We start from the raw sequence: 19,290 nt of genomic DNA on the forward strand, positions 1-19,290 counted from the left end.
GCCGCATGCGCCCTGCCGATTCTGCTTTCTCTACCCGCTTGGTTTCGCTTGATGTATTTCGGGGCCTTACCGTAATGGCGATGGTAGTGGTGAATAATCCGGGCGACTGGGGCCACATCTACCCGCCTTTCGAGCACGCCGAGTGGAACGGCTGCACGCCTACCGACCTGGTTTTTCCCTTCTTCCTGTTCATCGTGGGGGTGAGCCTGGCCTATGCGCTGGCCGGGGCCAAAAGCAGCCACGCGCCGCTCCGGCCAGTACTTGGCCGGGTAGCACGCCGGGCGGCTATCCTGTTTTTGCTGGGCGTGCTTACCTCACTTTATCCACACTTCAATTTTGGCACGGTGCGCATCATGGGGGTGTTGCAGCGCATTGCGCTGGTGTACCTGGGGTGTAGTATAATCTACCTGAAAACCAGCTGGCAAACGCAAGCCATCACATTGCTGGCGGTGCTAATCGGCTACGCCGTACTCATGCAGCTCGTGCCGGTACCCGGCATCGGTCCTGCCAATCTGGAGCCGGCTACCAACTTCGGGGCCTGGCTCGACCGCACCCTGCTTACCGAGCCGCACCTGTGGGCGCAGTCGCGCACCTGGGACCCTGAGGGCATACTGGGTACGCTGCCCGCACTGGGTACGGGCCTGCTCGGTGCGTTAGCCGGCCAATGGCTGCGCTGGTCCGGCCCGGCACCCGTGGGCAAAACGGCGGGCTTAGCTATCGCCGCCGCGGTCGCCACGGCTGGCGGACTACTTTGGGCTACCTGGTTTCCACTCAATAAAGCCTTGTGGACCAGCTCCTACGTGCTCTTCACGGGTGGTCTGGCGCTGGGTTTGCTGGCGGCGCTCTACTGGCTCTACGATGTGCGCGTTTACCGCCGCAGCTTAGCGCCGGCCCTGGCGTTCGGAATAAATGCCATTGCCGTATTCTTTTTTTCGGCTATCCTTTCCCGCACCTTCGCCCTGCTGTGCCTGCCGGGGCCAGCCGGGCAGCCTGTCGGCCTGAAGGAATGGCTTTACGGCTGGGGCATCGCCCCATTCTTTAGCGACCCCCGAGCTGCGTCGCTGGCAGGGGCAGTAGTATGTTTGCTCATCTGGCTGGGTATCCTCAGCCTGCTTCGGCGCCAAAACTGGGTGTGGAAAGTCTAAAGAAAATAATTCGTAACATAGTTGCATTTTTGTTACTTATTTAAATGCAACCACATTGCATAAGCGTAATTAATTGAAAAATAATACAATAAGAATTTAGTAGGAAAATCAATTTCGTTTTTGAGATAATATTTTATATTAAATAGATAATGAAAATACTGATTATTGGTGGCGGCAATATGGGCCTAACGTATGCCCGCAGCTTCGTGCGGGCTCATATCACTTCACGGCTCGACCTGCGGCTGCTTGCCCGCTCGCCCGAGCGGGTACCCGCTTTGGCAGCCCACGAAATCGGCACGGTATGGGGCCAGCCGGCTGATTGCGTGCCTGGAGTTGATATTATTATTCTGGCGGTGAAGCCACAGGATTCGGCCGAGTTGTTCGAGCGGCTGAGCGGGCTGGTACAGCCGCAGCAGGTGGTGCTCAGCATCATGGCCGGTGTGCGCATCAGCACGTTGCGCGAAGCCCTGGGTACTCCTAAAATCATCCGGGCCATGCCTAACCTTCCCGCCCAGATTGGGATGGGAATGACCGCCTTCACCAGCACCGACGAAGTAACCCGCGCCGAGCTGGTACAGGTGCAAAACCTGCTCAGTACCACTGGCAAAACGGTTTATGTAGAAGCCGAGCACGCCATCGATGCCAGCACGGCCATCTCGGGCAGTGGCCCGGCCTACGTTTATTATTGCATGGAAGCCCTGATGGCGGCCGCTGCCCAAATGGGCTTTACCCCCGCTGAAGCGGAGCTGCTCGTCGGCCAAACCTTTCGCGGGGCGGTGGAGCTCTACAGCCAGGCCGGACTGAGCTGCCAGGACTGGATTGCCCGCGTAGCTTCCAAAGGTGGCACCACCGAGGCAGCTCTCCGGGCTTTCGGAGGCGGGGCAGTGCGCGAGGGACTGATGGCCGGCGCCGAAGCGGCCCGCAATCGCGCCGAAGAGCTGGGCCGCTAGCCGGCCCTCGTCAACGCCGGCCGGGCTCTTGCGTAAGCACTCTGGCCAAGGGGCGGGCCTTGGAACTTACTCAGGAATATATGAAAAAAACAGCGCTACTTGCCGGTGCTACGGGGCTTATTGGCAGCGAGTTGCTACCCTTGCTGTTGGCCTCCGAGCGTTATGCTAAAGTTATTGTTGTGGGCCGCCGCTCGGTAAGTCTTGCGCATCCCAAGCTTACCCAGGTAATTACTGAACTGGACCAGCTCGAAGACGTACGCCTGCGTCTCATTGCCGACGATGTGTACTGCTGCCTGGGTACTACTATCCGCCAGGCGGGCTCCCAGTCGGCATTTTATGCGGTTGATTTTCTGTATGTAGTGAAGCTGGCGGCCCTCACCGCGGCCAACTTCGCGGCACAGTTTCTGGTAGTTTCGTCGCTGGGAGCAGACGTAAATTCCCGTTTTTACTACAGCCGCGTGAAAGGCGAGATGGAAGAAGCCGTGCGCCAGACACCATTTCGGGCTATCCATATTTTTCGGCCTTCGTTGCTACTGGGCGAGCGGGCTCAGCCCCGGCTCGGCGAGCGGCTGGGCGCGGTGGTGCTGTCGCTGGTTAAGCCTTTCCTACGTGGCGCGTGGCGCAAGTATCGGCCGGTGGCCGCGGCTACTGTAGCCCAGTCTATGCTGCACGCTGCCGAAGACGATGGTGGGGCCTGCGCATTCACAGCTCAGAAAATTTGTAAGCCATAAAAAAGTCCTCGCAGCCAATTGGCTACGAGGACTTTTTAAGTCTATTAAAGTGTGGCCGCCGAAGCGCCGAAACTACCAGCGACGGCCATATCCGCGGCCGTAGTAGCCCCGGCCATAGTAAGGGCGGGGAGCATAATAAATGGGCCGAGGAGCATAATAAACAGGAGCCGGCGCATAATACACGGGCGGCGCTACCATCACCGGCGCTACCGGTGGGTAGTAGCCTGGGCCATAATAAGGGCGTGGGGCATAGTAGGGATTACCAATGCGCGCACTAATAACAACCTGCGCCGAAGCAGCACTTGCACTAACAAGCGTCAGCAGAAACACGAGCAACAAGGGCGGAAACGCATAGCTTATTCGTGCCGAAGCACGCAATTTGAAGTTGAAGAAAGAGACGAAAGGAGCCTAGGCTACTGCCTAGTTGAATTATACGAAAATAACGCGAAAAGAGCTACTGAACAAGCAGGGCTGATTTTTAGTGGCGGCCACCGTGCCAGCCACCGCGGTACCCTCCTCCACCGTGCCAACCGCGGTCACCGCCATGCCAGCCGCCCCGATAAACCGGAGCTACAATAACCGGGCGTGGCGCATAGTAGCGTGGGCCGTAGCCATAGCCGTAATAAGGATAAGGTGCGCCAATACTGGCACCGGCATAAACGCCGGGAGCACAGCTGCTTAGCCCTAAGCCCAGGCCAAGTACCAGAAACAAGGAAAAAAACAGATTGCGACGCATAATAAACCGGGGCCGAAGCTCCCGCATTAAAGTTGTTGAAACAACGTTTGGTTAGATAACACAAGTACCGATAGGTTTAATTTCCAAACCGGCTACAGAAGCAAGCCAAGAGTACAAACCCAGTCGATGACAGAGATGATATTACCAAAACCTTGCCAAACTTTGGACATCTGCGAGGACCAATAGTAAACTTCTTAAGCGTTGATTGCCAAAGGTATAAAAGAAAAAATTCTGGAATTAATCGGCTTGAGCTGCTGTTTTAAAAGCATACCATCACCCGCTTTGCTACGCTCATGAAAAATCCTGCTGATTACCTGGCCAACCACGTATTCGAAGCTCGTCGGCCGCGGCGCGACTTGCAGCCGGTAGTAGCCTACGCCGATGCGGTGGCAGCTATTACCCAGGCCTTGGCCGATGCGGAAAAGTACAAATATTTGTTGATGCGCGCCTTGCGTCGCCACGCCGACGAGTTGAGTAGTGTGGCTGGTCCGCAGCCCGTACCATATGCCACCGAAACGCCCGTGCTGCCGATGTATCCGGCTCAGCTTCCATTGGCAGCCTAAGAATACTATGAGCGCGATGATAACGGAAGCCAGTCGTGCCTTGGCTTTCGCTGGGCACGACTACTTTAAGGTAGTGTCCGCTGGTAGCGCTGGGCTAAAACCGTGGATAGCCTGACAGCCTGCTGGCGTAGTTCGGGCACGGCTGTCGACTCAAAGTAAGTTGGCCGGCAGCTGGCCCCAGGGTAAAAAGGCTGCCCGGGCTCGGTTGCCCGTCGGAGCCCAGCAGTTCCCCCATTGTATTGGTCATAATCCCTAGCCGCAGTGGGTCAGGGGTGAGGCAGCCGTCGGTGCGTAGCTGCTGCACCAGCGGTGTGCCGATGCGGCTGTAATCGAGCAGGGGCCCGGTACAGCAGATGACGTGCCGGGCCGTCTGCCACTGTCGGGCCTGGCCCGGCCGCGTAACGCCTACGCGCAGGTTTTCACCAGCGCGCAAAATCTCCACGGCCCGGCCGGCGCAGGTTTGCAACTGCCCGCTCGCTTCCATATCAGCCAGCAAAGTAGCCCCGCTGGGGCAATGCGGTGGCGTAGCTGTGCCCAGCGCCCCGCCAGATGCCGCAGAAACCGCGCCTGCTCGGCTAGTGGCCAGCCCGCCCAGATGCGGCTCAGGTCGGGCCGCAGCGCATCAAGCACTGGCCGCCAGTCGATACCTTGTGCGGAGGCTAGTGCCACGTGGTGGCGCACCTGCCGCAGCACGCCGGCCACCGTATGCTCGTCGGCCAGCTCAGCATAAAAATTTGGATAAGTTGGGTTATCGGCCGGGCCATGCACCGCCGGCCAGCGCCCGCGCCGGGCCACTACCTGTACCGTGCTCTGGTGCCCCTGTGCTCGCAGCGCCACTAGCATATCTAGCGCCGTGAGGCCGGCCCCAATCAGCAGCACGGGCTCCTCGGGGCCAATGCTGCTCAGGGTATCGGGTGCCCACGGGTCGCCGTGATAGCCTGGGTGTGTCAGGTAGCGCTGGTCGGGCCGGTGGGCGGCGGGGGCGGAAAATTACCTAGCGCCAGCACGGTGGCGTTGCTCGGCAGCAACTGGCCACTTTCCAGCTGTACGGCACGGCGGCCATCGGATAGGAGCGGGGCAGCTACCGCCGAGCTAGCGTAGTGACTGATGCACACGCCGTTGGCGGCCGGCCTGGCTAGTACCTGGGCCAGTTCCTGCTGTAAGTAGCGGCCATAAACTGCTCGGGAAGTAAATTCGGGCAGGCCATCGGCGGCCTCGGGTTGCCGGGCCAGCCAGTCGGCAAAATGTCCCGGCTCTTCGGCCCACACACTCAGGTTGCGGGGGCGCACATTGAGCAACAGCTCGGGCAAGGCTGGCGAATAAGCCAGCCCCGGCCCCGGCTGCGCACGCGGCTCTACCAGGGCCACATCGAGCGGCAGCGGCCCGGCCAGCCGGGTCAGGTGCAGGGCCAATGCCGTGCCCGCAAAGCCACCGCCCACAATGGTAACAGCAAAGCGCGGCGTAGAAAAAGTCATAGAGAAGGACGGTTGGGCAACCTAAAACGGACAAACGTGCACCAGGTTGGTTTGCAAATAACTCTCATCTGGCCGGAACTTGCCGGTTGCTTATGTCTACCCTCCTGCTTTCGCTCGAAACCTCGTCGCCTATCTGCGCCGTAGCCCTGCACCACCTCTCCGATGGCCGCCTGCTCGGCCAGGCCGAATTGCGGCTCGAAAAGTCTCATTCTACGCACCTTACTGTGCTTATCGAGCAGCTCGTGACCAATACCGGCCACCAGCTGGCCGACCTGGGCGCTGTGGCCGTGAGCGATGGCCCCGGTTCTTACACCGGGCTGCGCATCGGGGCCGCTGCCGCCAAAGGGCTATGCTTTGCGCTCGATATTCCGCTGCTGGCTGTCGGCACGCTGCCTGCGCTGGCGCATCAGGTAGCCGTGCGCACGCCCCGCGCCGCCAACTATCTGTTTTGCCCGATGCTTGATGCCCGTCGGCTGGAGGTATATACGGCACTATATCAGGCCGATGCGCAGCCGCTGCTGCCGCCCACCAACCTGGTGCTCGACGCCAGCTCGCTGGCCGAACATTTAGCCGACCGCTCTGTGTTATTCTTTGGCTCGGGGCCGCCAAATTCCAGGCGCTGGTGGCCGGCAACCCGAACGCGGTTTTTCTGACTGACGTGCAGCCCACCGCCACCAGTATTGGCGAGCTGGCTTTCACTGCTTATCAGCGCCAGCAGTTTCAGGATGTGGCTTATTATGAGCCTTTTTACTTAAAAGAAGTTTACACAACTACCCCAAAGTCTGCTTAATATTCACTTTGTACTATGGAACCGCTATTTGTTAACCGGGTGGCTGCCTCGGGCCTCGTTACCCTCAATCTGGAAGAGTACATTCACCCCGGCGACCGCGTTGTGTACGATATCAAAGACAACCTCTTTCACGGCTTGATGCTGCGCGAAAAGGATTTTCGCGAATTCGTCAAGACCCACGACTGGGCGCAGTACAACGGCCAGAATGTCGCCATCATCTGCTCGGCCGATGCCATTGTGCCCACCTGGGCCTATATGCTGCTGGCCAGCAAGCTGCAGGGCCACGCCCATCGCTACGTGTTTGGCAGTCCCGAAGCCCTGGAGCAGTCGCTTTTCGAAGAAGCCATCGCCAGCATCAATCCCGCTGATTATCAAGATGCCAAGCTCGTCATCAAAGGCTGCGGCGATAAGCCGGTGCCCACCTTTGCCTACGTCGCCATTATGCAGCGCCTGCTGCCCGTGGCGGCCAGCATCATGTATGGCGAGCCGTGCAGCACCGTACCGCTCTACAAAAAGGCCAAAGCTGCGCTGAGTTAATATAGTAAATAATTAATATTTACAGCCCTTGTGAAGCTTGCCGGGCTGCCTATCGTTGTCCGCGCCGTAGGTGCCGCAACGCGCGCAGTCCCGACCTTTGCTAGCGTGCAAGCTCAACCTTACCAGATAAATTTCCGCACCGGGGCCGCCATTGTCATCGCCAACATGGTCGGGACGGGCGTTTTTACCAGCCTCGGCTTCCAGATACTAGGCATCCAAAGCGGTTTCGCGCTGCTCATGCTGTGGGTAATAGGCGGCCTCATTGCGCTGTGCGGGGCCGTCAGCTACGGTGAGCTGGCCGCCGCCATGCCCCGCTCGGGTGGCGAGTACCATTATTTAAGTCAGATATATCATCCGGCGCTGGGCTTTCTTTCCGGCTGGGTGTCGGCCACGGTGGGCTTTGCAGCCCCTACCGCGCTGGCGGCCCTGGCCCTCGCCCAATATGCCCAAAGTGTGTGGCCCGCGCTGGCGGCTCCGCTGGCAACCGGGGCACAGGGGCACGGTGCTGGCCGTGAGCGTAGTGCTGGCGCTGGCCCTGGTGCATGGCCGCAGCACGCGCGCCGGCAGCCGCTTGCAGGTAGCAATTACCGCAGTCAAAGTGCTTGTGCTAGTGGGCTTTATTGGGGCCGGGCTGTTTCTGGGCAACGCACAACCGATTAGCTTTGCTCCTGACTCAGCCAGTTGGCGCTCGCTGCTGAGTCCGGTTTTTGCCGTGTCGCTGGTGTACGTCAGCTACGCCTATTCGGGCTGGAACGCCGCCGTGTACGTTACCGGCGAAATTAAAAACCCGCAGCGTAACCTCTCCCGTATTCTGCTCACGGGCACCGCCGTGGTACTGCTCTTATATGTAGGCTTGAACTACGTGTTTCTACGGGCCACGCCGCTGGGCGTGCTCAAGGGGCAGGTTGAAGTAGGCTACCTGGCGGCCAGCTGGCTTTTCGGCCCGGTGCTGGGCCGCCTCACGGGGGCGTTATCGCCGCCCTGCTCGTGTCTACCATTAGCGCCATGATTTTTGCCGGTCCCCGCATCGTGCAAACGATGGGCGAGGACCTGCCCGCCCTGCGCTGGCTGGCCCAGCGCAGCCGGGCCGGCATTCCGGTACGCGCTTTAGCTTTGCAAGTGGCTATTACGCTGGTATTTATCTTAAAACCCGACTTCAAAGCCGTGCTGGTTTACGCCGGCTTCGTGCTTAACCTGTTCACGTTTCTTACGGTATTGGGCGTTTTTGTGCTGCGCTGGCGGCAGCCGGCCTTGCCGCGCCCGTACCGGGCCTGGGGTTACCCTATTACGCCCCTGATTTTTCTAGCCTTGAGTGCCTGGACCCTGGTTTTCATTATTAAAGACAAACCTACTGAGTCGCTCTACGGCTTGGCCACCGTGGCTAGTGGCTTGCTGGTTTACTTTGCAGCGCAAAAATTTGGCCGTGAGCCGCTTTCCTAAGATTTGCCGGAAAGTACGGACCTTTACGCCCAAGCCCTCTCCTTTTAAATAATAGCCGAAATCTATATACCGACCGGCTGGACTACACCTTGCTAATGCGTCTTTCTCTGCTATCTCTGCTGCCGGCCTTCGCCTTGCTGGCCGCATGTTCCCAAACCTCGACGGAGCACCAAGCTACTACCGAAACAATGGCCGATACGGCCCAAAAGGTAGCTCCCCAGCACGCCCCGCCGCCCCGCGATAGCACCGCCCACGCCCCTAGGGCTACCGCCGCCATAGCCGACACGGCAAACGTGCAGAATATAGCCAACTACCTGGCTGGGCTGCCCCCCAAAGCCGGCTCTCCATTGGCTACCCTTGCTGCCCAACCCACGTGGCAGGCTTTCGCCAAAGACCAGGATAAAAGCTGGGCCAAATACCGCACCACTCACACCGACCGCATGAACCGCTGGGCAGCTACCGAGTTGGACTCGGTGCGCCAGGCCACGCCGACGCTGTTTTATCCGTTCAGCGGCCCCGACTTTCTGAATGCCTTCACCATGTTTCCCGACAGCCGTACCTATGTAATGGTCGGGCTGGAGCCCGTGGGTAGCGTGCCAACCCAGGCCAACCTTGATAACCCGGTGTTACTGAGTGCCGTTAAGAAATCGTTGTGGTCGGTGCTGAATTTCAGCTTCTTCCGTACCAACGATATGGCCGTAGACCTCAAGTCGGTTAATCTCGACGGGGCCGTGCCGCTTATTATGCTCTTTGCCGCCCGCACTGGCAATCATCTCCAGTCGGTGCGCCCCGTGCAGCTCGATGCGCAGGGCCAACTCCACGCTGTAGCCGATACCACTCGTGCGCCGGGTTCCAAAGCCATTCAGGGCGCTGAGCTGAAGCTGCAAGCGGCCGATGGCTCTGCAAAGACCATCTACTACTTTTCGGCCGACCTCAGCGACTGGAAGCTGACTTCCAAGGATGCCCCCTTGCGCTACGTGCGCAGTCTTGGCCCGCTTACTACCTACGTGAAGTCGGCCACCTACCTCATGCACAAGTCTTACTTCTCTAAAATCCGTAACCTGATTTTAGCGCAAAGCCAGTACATTCTGCAAGACGACTCGGGTATCGCCATGAAGTATTTCCCCAAAACCGACTGGCAGTTTACTTACTACGGTACCTATAAACGTCCTATCAACCTGTTTGCCAAGCAATACCAGCCCGAGTTGACCACTGCTTACCACGATAGCCTGCACCACGCCCGCCCACTGCCGTTCGGTACTGGCTACAACTGGCGCCAGACCGACAGCAACCTCCTCTTGGCTCGTCGTAAAAAGTGAGCAATAAGCCGCAAGGCTCACTTCTTTATAATAAGGAAGGTAATTTGCCGCCAGGTTGCCCAAGCCGTGGCTTGCTCCTGGCAAAAGCATAGAACCTGTCTAAACGAAGCAGATTACAAGGCCGTGATGGCAACATCACGGCCTTCTTTATTCCTGTTATGCTATCTGATATGAAAGCTGTTCTCTTCAGTATAAGTATGCTGGCTACTACTGCCGTGCTCGCTCAGTCGGCCGCTGCTCCCCAAATAAAAGCGGTGTCAGCCGCGGTAGGAGAGGATTCCCGCCTGCTCGATAGCCTGCTGCGCACGGCTCCTCAGCTAAGCCAGGTGCTCGCCCATACCGACCAGTACCAACTCCAAATCATCTACACCCAAATAAATCGCGACTCCCACAACGTCCCACACTTCACTCGCCACACCTATCACCTCAATCCCCAGCAGTACTTCAACCCCGCCAGCCTGGTAAAGCTGCCCGTTGCCCTGCTGTCTCTCGAAAAGCTCCACACGCTTCCGAGTCCTATTAATAGGAGTACAATTATGTCTACCGGCGTTGCTTGGCGCTGCCAGACGTCCGTACCCTTTGCTGCCCCCGCCGACTCCGACCGCCAGGCTACCGTCGGCAATTACATCAAGCGGATGCTGCTCGTCAGCGACAACCTCGCTTACAACCGCCTCTACGAGTTTCTTGGCCAAAAGCCGCTCAACGACCGCCTTCAGCAACTCGGCTATCCGGGGAGCCGCATCGTCCGCCGATTCGCGCCCTGCGATACGGCTACCAATCGCCATACCAATCCGATTGCCTTTCACAGTCCCTCCGGCGATACCTTATATAAAGAGCCAGCCAAAATCAACCCGCGCACGCCCGCACCTCCGCTTGGGCCAGTCTTCGCTGGCCACGCATACAAAGTGGGCAGCCGCCTCATCCACCACCCTTACGATTTCACCACCGCCAACAACCTGCCGCTGCCCGATATTACTGCGCTACTCCAAAGTGCCCTTTTCCCCGATGCCGTGCCCAGCGCCCAGCGCCTGAAACTCTCGGCGGCCGACTATTCTTTCCTGCGCCAGTACCTGCATCTTACCCCGCACGCCAGCCACTTCAGCACCTACGCCGCGCCCAAGTATTTCGACGCCTACAAAAAGTACCTCTATTATGGTCGTCAGCCAGAAGCCCAACCTCAGGCTGGCCTGCGAATCTTTAATATCGTGGGTATGTCGCACGGCTACCTGGCCGATGTCGCCTACTTCGCCGATTCTCTCCACCAGTCCGAATTCCTGCTCAGCGCCGTCCTCTACGTCAACCAGGATGGCATTATCAACGACGCTAACTACGAATACGATACCATCGGCGAGTCCTTTCTGGCCCAGTTAGGCCAGCTTTTTTATCAATACGAAGCCCGCCGCCCCCGTCAATATCGCCCCGACCTTACCCCCTTCTTCCAAAAAGACCCGCAACCCTGAATTTTTTTCTTCAGCCCCCGGTTTGCTAACCACCTGACTGCTACACCACCCCGCTACTCCCGCCGCCAGTACAACCTGCAGCTTAACGAAAAAAGGCCGGCTACCATTGGCTATCGCCGATTTTCCTGGTACTTTTGCACTCCCAAATCGAACGGAAGCGGGCAAGAAAGCCGACCGGAAATAAATCTCCAGCGTGCTTGCAGATTCTCAAATCCTCAGCGTAGTTTTGCACCCCGTTCCAGAAACGGCTCATCGGAAGCGCCGAAGAAGAGGCTGAAAAACTAAATTTTTTTCGCCTTAAATTTGGAAAGTCGAGAAATATTGCTACCTTTGCACTCCCAAACAGAACAATGGTTTGGAAACTCTGTAAAGCAGGCCGCTGGCTAACAGCTGGTTAGCTTACAAAATCAGCTTAATTGTAGCTGGTTGGATTGACAAGATGAAACGAGAAAATTTAAAAAATTGCTCGTTCAGCTTTTGAAAACCTGATTTTTTTCTTACCTTTGCAACACGCTTCAACCGGAAGTCTGAGCAGCAAGAAGCAGGCAGAAAGTTTAAAAGAATTTTTGCTTTGAAGCTTGCAAAGTAAAAAATTTATCGTACCTTTGCACTCCCAACTAAAAACAGGGTGCTGCAATACAGCAAAAGGGGGTTATTAAACAACCCGCTACGCCGCTTCAATTGGAAGCAGCAAACGTTCTTTGAATGACTGGAAAAGACAAAATGGTAAGTATGCTTATGCAAGTAGGCAGAAACGTAACATTAAAATTGAACTCGTCAATACGAGTCGGATTAGCACTCGACATCGTTCCTACTACGGTAGTGAATTTGGAATATTTTACAATGGAGAGTTTGATCCTGGCTCAGGATGAACGCTAGCGGCAGGCCTAATACATGCAAGTCGAACGGGGTGTAGCAATACATCTAGTGGCGCACGGGTGCGTAACACGTAACTAACCTACCCAGCACTGGGGATAGCCCGCCGAAAGGCGGATTAATACCGCATAAGATAATAGTCCGGCATCGGGCAGTTATTAAAGATTTATTGGTGTTGGATGGGGTTGCGGGTCATTAGCTAGTTGGTTGGGTAACGGCTGACCAAGGCGACGATGACTAGGGGAGCTGAGAGGCTGGTCCCCCACACGGGCACTGAGATACGGGCCCGACTCCTACGGGAGGCAGCAGTAGGGAATATTGGGCAATGGGCGAGAGCCTGACCCAGCCATGCCGCGTGCAGGACGAAGGCTTTCTGAGTCGTAAACTGCTTTTGACAGGGAAGAATAAGCACTACGTGTAGTGTGATGACGGTACCTGCAGAATAAGCACCGGCTAACTCCGTGCCAGCAGCCGCGGTAATACGGAGGGTGCGAGCGTTGTCCGGATTTATTGGGTTTAAAGGGTGCGTAGGCGGCTCTTTAAGTCCGGGGTGAAAGCCCGTTGCTTAACAACGGAACTGCCCTGGATACTGGAGAGCTTGAGTACAGACGAGGTTGGCGGAATGGACCGAGTAGCGGTGAAATGCATAGATACGGTCCAGAACCCCGATTGCGAAGGCAGCTGACTAGGCTGTTACTGACGCTGAGGCACGACAGCGTGGGGAGCGAACAGGATTAGATACCCTGGTAGTCCACGCCGTAAACGATGGATACTCGCTGCGGGCTAAAGATTGTCCGTGGCTTAGGGAAACCGATAAGTATCCCACCTGGGGAGTACGCCGGCAACGGTGAAACTCAAAGGAATTGACGGGGGCCCGCACAAGTGGTGGAGCATGTGGTTTAATTCGATGATACGCGAGGAACCTTACCTAGGCTAGAATGCGCGTGACCGGCTCAGAGATGAGCCTTTCCTTCGGGACACAAAGCAAGGTGCTGCATGGCCGTCGTCAGCTCGTGCCGTGAGGTGTTGGGTTAAGTCCCGCAACGAGCGCAACCCCTATGGTTAGTTGCCAGCACGTAATGGTGGGGACTCTAGCCAGACTGCCTGCGCAAGCAGTGAGGAAGGCGGGGACGACGTCAGGTCATCATGGCCCTTACGCCTAGGGCGACACACGTGCTACAATGGACGGTACAGCGGGTAGCTACTGGGCGACCAGATGCCAATCTCGAAAAGCCGTTCTCAGTTCGGATCGGAGTCTGCAACTCGACTCCGTGAAGCTGGAATCACTAGTAATCGCGCATCAGCCATGGCGCGGTGAATACGTTCCCGGGCCTTGTACACACCGCCCGTCAAGCCATGAAAGTCTGGTAGACCTGAAGCTGGTGCTCCGCAACGAAGCCAGTTAGGGTAGAACAGGTAATTAGGGCTAAGTCGTAACAAGGTAGCCGTACCGGAAGGTGCGGCTGGATCACCTCCTTTCTGGAGCAGTTCGACTCGTGAGTTCAATAAATGTTACGTGATACTATATCACGCGTCTTTTCCATCATTCAAATAATAAATCTTGGTATATTGGGCTTGTAGCTCAGGTGGTTAGAGCGCTACACTGATAATGTAGAGGTCCCTGGTTCGAGTCCAGGCAGGCCCACTCTGCCATTAATACTAAGTAAAAATTTGGTTTAGCATGAAGTAATTCAGCTATTCCACCTTTATCATCAAGTGGATGGTAAACGTTCTTTGACGTAAGGGAAAACAAGAGAGAGAAGTAAAAAGCGGGGGTAGGTATTTTAGGATACCTACTCAACTTGGCTCAAGCAATTGAGCAAGTCGCAAGCGAGAAGTAAGCAAGAGCACACGGGGGATGCCTAGGGTCTCAGAGGCGAAGAAGGACGCGATAAGCTGCGATAAGCCGGGGGAGGAGCACATATCCGTTATATCCCCGGATGTCCGAATGGGGCAACCCCGCTGGTTGAAGACCAGTGACTCTTCTTTTAGGAGAAGAGGGCAAACGTTGGGAACTGAAACATCTCAGTACCGACAGGAACAGAAAATAACAATGATTCCCCAAGTAGTGGCGAGCGAACGGGGAGGAGCCCAAACTAGGGCGGTTACGGCCGCTCTGGGGTTGTAGGACTGCAAGATCTGATTGAATCGAGTTAGCTGAAGTGTGTGGGAAAACACGCCAGAGACGGTGAGAGCCCGGTAAGCGACAATTCTGATTCACGGTAGCAGGATCCTGAGTAGGGCGGGGCCGGAGAAACCCCGTCTGAATCCAGCGGCACCATCCGCTAAGGCTACATACTCCTGAGACACCGATAGTGAACCAGTACCGTGAGGGAAAGGTGAAAAGAACCGCGGATAGCGGAGTGAAAAGAACCTGAAACCGTGTGCTTACAAGCAGTTAGAGGACTTTTGTAGTCTGATAGCGTGCCTTTTGCATAATGAGCCTACGAGTTACTCCTCCCTGGCAAGGTTAAGCGCTTAAAGGCGCGCAGCCGCAGCGAAAGCGAGTCTGAATAGGGCGCGTAGTCAGGGGGGGTAGACGCGAAACCTAGTGAGCTACCCTTGAGCAGGATGAAGGAGCGGTAACACGCTGTGGAGGTCCGAACCAGTTTCCGTTGAAAAGGATTTGGATGACTTGAGGGTAGGGGTGAAAGGCCAATCAAACTAGGAAATAGCTCGTACTCCCCGAAATGTATTGAGGTACAGCGTCGTGGTTAGGTTACAGGCAGGTAGAGCTACCAATAGGACTAGGGGGTGTCAGAGCCTACCGAATCCTGATGAACTCCGAATGGCCTGTAATTCATACACGGCAGTGAGGCCTGGGGTGCTAAGGTCCCCGGCCGAGAGGGAAAGAACCCAGACCCGCCGCTAAGGTCCCTAAGTTCTAGCTAAGTTGAACAAAGGAGGTCCAGTTGCTTTGACAGCCAGGAGGTTGGCTTGGAAGCAGCCATTCCTTTAAAGAGTGCGTAACAGCTCACTGGTCGAGCGACCGGGCATCGATAATACGCGGGCATCAAGCTAGGCACCGAAGCGCGGGATTTGACATGTATGTGTCAAGTGGTAGGGGAGCATTCTGGTTGCGGAGAAGCCGTCCTGTCAGGGCATGGTGGAGCGTCCAGAAAAGCACATGTAGGCATGAGTAACGATAAAATAGGTGCGAAACCTATTCGCCGATAGACTAAGGTTTCCAATTCAACGCTAATCGGAATTGGGTTAGGCGGGACCTAAGGGAGAGCCGAGAGGTGTACCCGATGGCAAGCCAGTTGATATTCTGGCCCCGGAACAGAAAGTGATGCAGGGACGCAGGAATGAACGTACCGCGAGCGGACGGAAGTGCTCGTTAAAGCCCGTACCTAGTAGGATGGTAGTTAAGTACGCCAACCTAGGGGAAAGGTGATAGTACCACACGGCCTTCGGGCCACGTGGATAGTGTACCTAAGGACTGCCAAGAAAAGCTGCTAAACGTTGTATTCTGTTTCGGCCCGTACCGCAAACCGACACAGGTAGTCAAGGAGAGTATCCTGAGGCGCTCGAGTGAATCACGGCCAAGGAACTCGGCAAAATGGTCCTGTAACTTCGGGAGAAGGGACGCTTCCTCTAGTGATAGAGAAGCCGCAGTGAAAAGACCCAAGCGACTGTTTAACAAAAACACATGGCTTTGCTAACGCGTAAGCGGACGTATAAGGCCTGACACCTGCCCGGTGCTGGAAGGTTAAGAGGGGAGCTTAGTCGCAAGGCGAAGGCTTGAATCGAAGCCCCAGTAAACGGCGGCCGTAACTATAACGGTCCTAAGGTAGCGAAATTCCTTGTCGGGTAAGTTCCGACCTGCACGAATGGTGTAACGATTTGGGTGCTGTCTCAGCCGTGAGCTCGGTGAAATTGTAGTCTCGGTGAAGATGCCGAGTACCCGCCACGGGACGGAAAGACCCCGTGCACCTTTACTATAGGTTGCCATTGGTGATGGGTTCAGTATGTGTAGCATAGGCGGGAGGCGTCGAAGCAGGGCCGCTAGGTCTTGTGGAGCCAACGTTGAAATACCGCCCTTACTGTGCCTGTTGCCTAACTCTGAGTCTTCAGAGAACAGTGGCTGCTGGGTAGTTTGACTGGGGTGGTCGCCTCCAAAAGAGTATCGGAGGCTTTCAAAGGTCCGCTCAGTACGCTTGGTAACCGTACGTAGAGCGCAATAGTAGAAGCGGGCTTGACTGTGAGACTGACTAGTCGAGCAGGGTCGAAAGACGGATATAGTGATCCGGTGGTTCCGCATGGAAGGGCCATCGCTCAAAGGATAAAAGGTACGCCGGGGATAACAGGCTGATCTCCCCAAGAGCTCATATCGACGGGGAGGTTTGGCACCTCGATGTCGGCTCGTCACGTCCTGGGGCTGGAGAAGGTCCCAAGGGTTCGGCTGTTCGCCGATTAAAGTGGCACGCGAGCTGGGTTCAGAACGTCGTGAGACAGTTCGGTCCCTATCTGTGGTGGGCGTTGGATGATTGAGAGGACCTGACTTTAGTACGAGAGGACCGAGTTGGACCAGCCGCTGGTGCGCCGGTTGTCCCGCCAGGGGCAGCGCCGGGTAGCTACGCTGGGAGCAGATAAGCGCTGAAAGCATCTAAGTGCGAAACTCACCTCCAGATGAGTCATCCCAAAGAAAGGTTCGTGGTAGACGACCACGTAAATAGGCCGCAGGTGTAAAGTCAGAAATGACACAGCTGAGCGGTACTAAGGAACCGAGGACTTACGCTTGTCCCACACAGTCTTTCTACTTCTTTCTCTTTTCCCTTATGTCAACGGTTTTGTAGCTGTCCTGAACACGACAGCCACGCCAGCAATGGTGGCTTTAGCCCGGGTGTTCACCTCTTCCCATTCCGAACAGAGTCGTTAAGCCCCGGTGCGCCTATGGTACTGCCTTCACCGGTGGGAGAGTCGGTCGCCGCCAACTTTACAACAAAAGCCCTGCTCCTTGCGCTTTCATCAGCGACCGGAGCAGGGCTTTTGTGCGTCCCGGCCTAATCTACCCTACCATACCCACACCGTCTCTGCTAGAGATTATAGTCTATCACTAAACTGACAAATAGCTGACTATCAGACATAGAGCTCAGCTTGGTTTACTGGTCGATGTAATAGTATGACCTGGTTCTGCGTGATTGCATGAATACAATGGGTAGTTTTGTCGTTATCGCTTAGAGTACTATAGCGAGTGAGCGTACAGAAAAAATGCAGTTATTATATCCAGGCTTTTTGTGGGGGTTGCTGGCAGCAGGTGTACCAGTGGTAATCCATTTGCTGCAACTGCGACGACCGCAACGGGTGCTTTTTACTAATACCGGTTTTATTCGTGAAGTAGAACTGACTACTATGCGCCGGCGGCAGCTGCAAGAGTTGCTAGTGTTATTGGCGCGAGTAGCGGCTATCGTGTTTCTGGTACTACTGTTTTGTCAGCCTTTTCTGCCGGTTACCAGTAGTGCGGCTCAGGTGACTAATGGAACTGTTAGTGTATTGATTGATAATTCGGGCAGTATGCAGGCAGCCGGGGTATCACAGTCGCAGCTGGTGCAGGAGGCGACTGCCGGGGCTGCGGCATTAGGCAAGAGCTACGGCGCGGGTACCCATTTTAGGCTGCTAGGACAGCAAGGGGGCAGTTTGAGCGAAGCAGCTTATCTATTGGCACTTACTCAACAGGCGACGAATAGCCCAGTGAGCTGGGGTGCTGCAAAGGTGCGCGATGCCTTACAGGATGAGCAGCAAGGCCCGCTCTATTTATTTAGCGATTTTCAAAAAAACGAGGCTGGACCGGCTATCTGGCAGCATATACGACATCAGGGGGAGGTTGTGCTCGTGCCGCAGGTGGCCCAGCCAGCCGGCAATATTTATGTCGACAGCGTGTGGCTGAATGATGCTTTTGTGCGGACCGGTACGGCTATTGGCTTGCACATACGACTACGCAATGGCGGAGCAGCGCCAGTAACCGACTGCCCTGTGAAGGTGCTGCTGGGTACACGGCAGGTCGCTGCCTTCCGGGTAACAGTAGCAGCCGGGCAGGCTAGCGAGACTACGGCGCAGGTTCAGCTAGCGGATACTAAGCTAGCGCTGGGGCAGGTGATAACGGGGGATGCTTCGGTGAGTTTTGACAATATTTATTACTTTACCGTACAGCCGGCAGCCGCTATTCGAATACTGGAGATAGGACAGGAGGCAGCTACTCAGCAGGCTTATGCCGCGGAGCCGCTGTTTACTTATACATTCGCCAAGCCGCAGAAACTAAATTTTGAGGATATGCGGCGGGCCAATCTGGTGCTACTGCGCGAAGTGCCTCAGCTGGATGCCGGCTTGCGGGAGGCGCTGTTGAACGTAGTGCACCGGGGCGGAAGCGTGGTGATAGTGCCACCAGCTGATGTAGCGGCGCATAGTACTTACCATGAGCTGTTTAAGGTATTAGGAGTAGGGGGTGAGCAGTGGGAAGCTCCGGCTGTGGGTGTACCAGTACGGCAGGAGGTCGCTATGCCCAGTCCACACGACCCATTTTTCAGAGATGTATTTGGAGCGCAGCCCCGGAATGTGGCGATGCCTCAGGTGGCGCCGGTGCTACAAATAGGGCGGGCAGGCACCGATATCCTGCGACTACGCGACGGTGAGGGCTACCTAACCGAATTTGGCAATGGAGCAGGCCGGACTTATGTATTCGCAGCACCATTTGCAAAAGAGTACTCCGACTTTCCTGCGCACTCGCTCTTTGTACCGGTGCTGTATCGGCTCGCGATGCTTAGCTATCATAGCGACCAACAGCCAGCCTATCGGCTTAGTACGCCGGCAGTGGCGCTGACAGTGCCGCCTTCGCCAACCGGCGCTGGTAGCGACGAAACGAGCTACCGCCTGGTGCATGACAGCCTCACGTATATTCCGGCACAGCGCATACAGGGTGGGCAACTGCACTTAGAAGTGCCGGCTGGCTTGCATGCGCCGGGCTTTTATGAGCTAAGGAAGAATGGACAATCTGTTACGACGTTGGCTTTTAATGCCGCCAAGCGGGAGTCGGAACTTGCGCCTTACTCAGCCGCTGAGCTCCGCCAGCTGCTTGGTTCTACCCATCCAAACGTACATGTGCTGGAGGATGGAGCAAAGCCCGAAGTCTTAGCTCGTTATCGCGCCGAGCAGATGAGCCGGCCTTTGTGGCACTACTGTCTGCTACTGGTGCTGGCTGCTTTATTGGCGGAAGGACTCCTGTTGCGCTTTGGGCGACCACGGGCGGCCAAGGTAGCAGTGGCCTAGCT

At 56.2% G+C, this 19,290-nt stretch carries 16 protein-coding genes, 1 tRNA gene, 3 rRNA genes and 2 pseudogenes; 18 read left to right on the forward strand and 4 right to left on the reverse strand.

The window, feature by feature from the left end:
* Window positions 1–5: 5 nt before the first annotated feature.
* From GKZ67_RS01905 to GKZ67_RS01915, 3 genes are all read left to right on the forward strand, one after another.
* Window positions 6–1,145, forward strand: coding sequence for an acyltransferase family protein (locus tag GKZ67_RS01905; protein ID WP_173240910.1), 1,140 nt, complete (start codon window positions 6–8; stop codon window positions 1,143–1,145).
* Between the two features lie 149 nt (window positions 1,146–1,294).
* A complete protein-coding gene (gene proC, locus GKZ67_RS01910) occupies window positions 1,295–2,095 on the forward strand; it encodes a pyrroline-5-carboxylate reductase (protein WP_173240911.1) in 801 nt (266 codons plus the stop codon).
* Window positions 2,096–2,175: 80 nt separating this feature from the next.
* Window positions 2,176–2,826: an NAD-dependent epimerase/dehydratase family protein gene (locus GKZ67_RS01915; RefSeq protein WP_173240912.1), complete on the forward strand. Its 651-nt coding sequence runs from the start codon at window positions 2,176–2,178 to the stop codon at window positions 2,824–2,826.
* Between the two features lie 72 nt (window positions 2,827–2,898).
* Here the strand turns inward: GKZ67_RS01915 and GKZ67_RS01920 are convergent, their stop codons facing one another.
* Window positions 2,899–3,165 carry a hypothetical protein gene (locus GKZ67_RS01920; protein ID WP_317172215.1) on the reverse strand — a complete coding sequence of 89 codons (267 nt, stop codon included), beginning with the start codon at window positions 3,163–3,165 and terminating at the stop codon, window positions 2,899–2,901.
* A gap of 690 nt (window positions 3,166–3,855) precedes the next feature.
* Between GKZ67_RS01920 and GKZ67_RS01925 the strand changes: the two genes are divergently transcribed.
* Window positions 3,856–4,125 (forward strand): hypothetical protein, encoded by a 270-nt coding sequence (locus tag GKZ67_RS01925; RefSeq protein WP_173240913.1) that lies wholly within the window; start codon window positions 3,856–3,858, stop codon window positions 4,123–4,125.
* A 94-nt stretch (window positions 4,126–4,219) separates the two neighbouring features.
* Here GKZ67_RS01925 and GKZ67_RS01930 read toward each other — a convergent pair whose 3' ends face one another.
* The 3 genes from GKZ67_RS01930 to GKZ67_RS01940 all read right to left on the reverse strand — a co-directional run bounded on the left by GKZ67_RS01930 (window position 4,220) and on the right by GKZ67_RS01940 (window position 5,600).
* Entirely contained in the window at window positions 4,220–4,567 is a 348-nt protein-coding gene (locus tag GKZ67_RS01930) for a hypothetical protein (protein WP_173240914.1), read from the reverse strand.
* Window positions 4,531–5,004: a hypothetical protein gene (locus GKZ67_RS01935; protein ID WP_173240915.1), complete on the reverse strand. Its 474-nt coding sequence runs from the start codon at window positions 5,002–5,004 to the stop codon at window positions 4,531–4,533. The genes GKZ67_RS01930 and GKZ67_RS01935 overlap by 37 nt, the downstream gene beginning before the upstream one ends.
* Before the next feature lie 68 nt (window positions 5,005–5,072).
* A complete protein-coding gene (locus tag GKZ67_RS01940) occupies window positions 5,073–5,600 on the reverse strand; it encodes an FAD/NAD(P)-binding protein (protein WP_173240916.1) in 528 nt (175 codons plus the stop codon).
* Window positions 5,601–5,692: 92 nt separating this feature from the next.
* Between GKZ67_RS01940 and tsaB the strand changes: the two genes are divergently transcribed.
* From tsaB to GKZ67_RS01990, 14 genes and pseudogenes are all read left to right on the forward strand, one after another.
* The gene (tsaB, locus tag GKZ67_RS01945; RefSeq protein WP_254245005.1) at window positions 5,693–6,253 is read left to right on the forward strand and encodes a tRNA (adenosine(37)-N6)-threonylcarbamoyltransferase complex dimerization subunit type 1 TsaB; all 561 of its coding nucleotides are present in this window, start codon (window positions 5,693–5,695) and stop codon (window positions 6,251–6,253) included.
* The gene (locus tag GKZ67_RS22905) at window positions 6,223–6,390 is read left to right on the forward strand and encodes a hypothetical protein (protein ID WP_254245006.1); all 168 of its coding nucleotides are present in this window, start codon (window positions 6,223–6,225) and stop codon (window positions 6,388–6,390) included. The genes tsaB and GKZ67_RS22905 overlap by 31 nt, the downstream gene beginning before the upstream one ends.
* Before the next feature lie 15 nt (window positions 6,391–6,405).
* On the forward strand, window positions 6,406–6,927 hold the full coding sequence (locus GKZ67_RS01950) for a DUF2480 family protein (protein ID WP_173240917.1): 522 nt from the start codon (window positions 6,406–6,408) through the stop codon (window positions 6,925–6,927).
* Window positions 6,928–7,092: 165 nt separating this feature from the next.
* A pseudogene (locus tag GKZ67_RS24910) lies at window positions 7,093–7,326 on the forward strand (amino acid permease); the annotation flags it as partial.
* Window positions 7,327–7,369: 43 nt separating this feature from the next.
* Entirely contained in the window at window positions 7,370–7,936 is a 567-nt protein-coding gene (locus GKZ67_RS22350; protein ID WP_254245007.1) for an APC family permease, read from the forward strand.
* The gene (locus GKZ67_RS22355; RefSeq protein ID WP_217278665.1) at window positions 7,915–8,367 is read left to right on the forward strand and encodes an amino acid permease; all 453 of its coding nucleotides are present in this window, start codon (window positions 7,915–7,917) and stop codon (window positions 8,365–8,367) included. Before GKZ67_RS22350 ends, GKZ67_RS22355 begins: the two co-directional genes overlap by 22 nt.
* A gap of 95 nt (window positions 8,368–8,462) precedes the next feature.
* Window positions 8,463–9,686 (forward strand): hypothetical protein, encoded by a 1,224-nt coding sequence (locus GKZ67_RS01960; protein WP_173240918.1) that lies wholly within the window; start codon window positions 8,463–8,465, stop codon window positions 9,684–9,686.
* A 170-nt stretch (window positions 9,687–9,856) separates the two neighbouring features.
* Window positions 9,857–11,146, forward strand: coding sequence for a serine hydrolase (locus GKZ67_RS01965; RefSeq protein WP_173240919.1), 1,290 nt, complete (start codon window positions 9,857–9,859; stop codon window positions 11,144–11,146).
* Between the two features lie 840 nt (window positions 11,147–11,986).
* Window positions 11,987–13,501: ribosomal RNA gene (locus tag GKZ67_RS01970) — 16S ribosomal RNA — on the forward strand.
* A gap of 92 nt (window positions 13,502–13,593) precedes the next feature.
* A tRNA-Ile gene (locus tag GKZ67_RS01975) sits at window positions 13,594–13,667 on the forward strand.
* A gap of 185 nt (window positions 13,668–13,852) precedes the next feature.
* A 23S ribosomal RNA gene (locus GKZ67_RS01980) occupies window positions 13,853–16,765 on the forward strand.
* An 84-nt stretch (window positions 16,766–16,849) separates the two neighbouring features.
* Window positions 16,850–16,961 (forward strand): 5S ribosomal RNA (rrf, locus tag GKZ67_RS01985).
* The 16S, 23S and 5S rRNA genes sit together here with 1 tRNA gene alongside, the layout of an rRNA operon.
* A gap of 275 nt (window positions 16,962–17,236) precedes the next feature.
* Window positions 17,237–17,413: pseudogene (locus GKZ67_RS24915) on the forward strand (BatA domain-containing protein); the annotation flags it as partial.
* Window positions 17,414–17,716: 303 nt separating this feature from the next.
* Window positions 17,717–19,288 carry a hypothetical protein gene (locus GKZ67_RS01990; RefSeq protein WP_254245008.1) on the forward strand — a complete coding sequence of 524 codons (1,572 nt, stop codon included), beginning with the start codon at window positions 17,717–17,719 and terminating at the stop codon, window positions 19,286–19,288.
* Window positions 19,289–19,290: the final 2 nt, after the last annotated feature.

The organism is Hymenobacter sp. BRD67 (assembly GCF_013256425.1).
Classification (GTDB): domain Bacteria; phylum Bacteroidota; class Bacteroidia; order Cytophagales; family Hymenobacteraceae; genus Hymenobacter.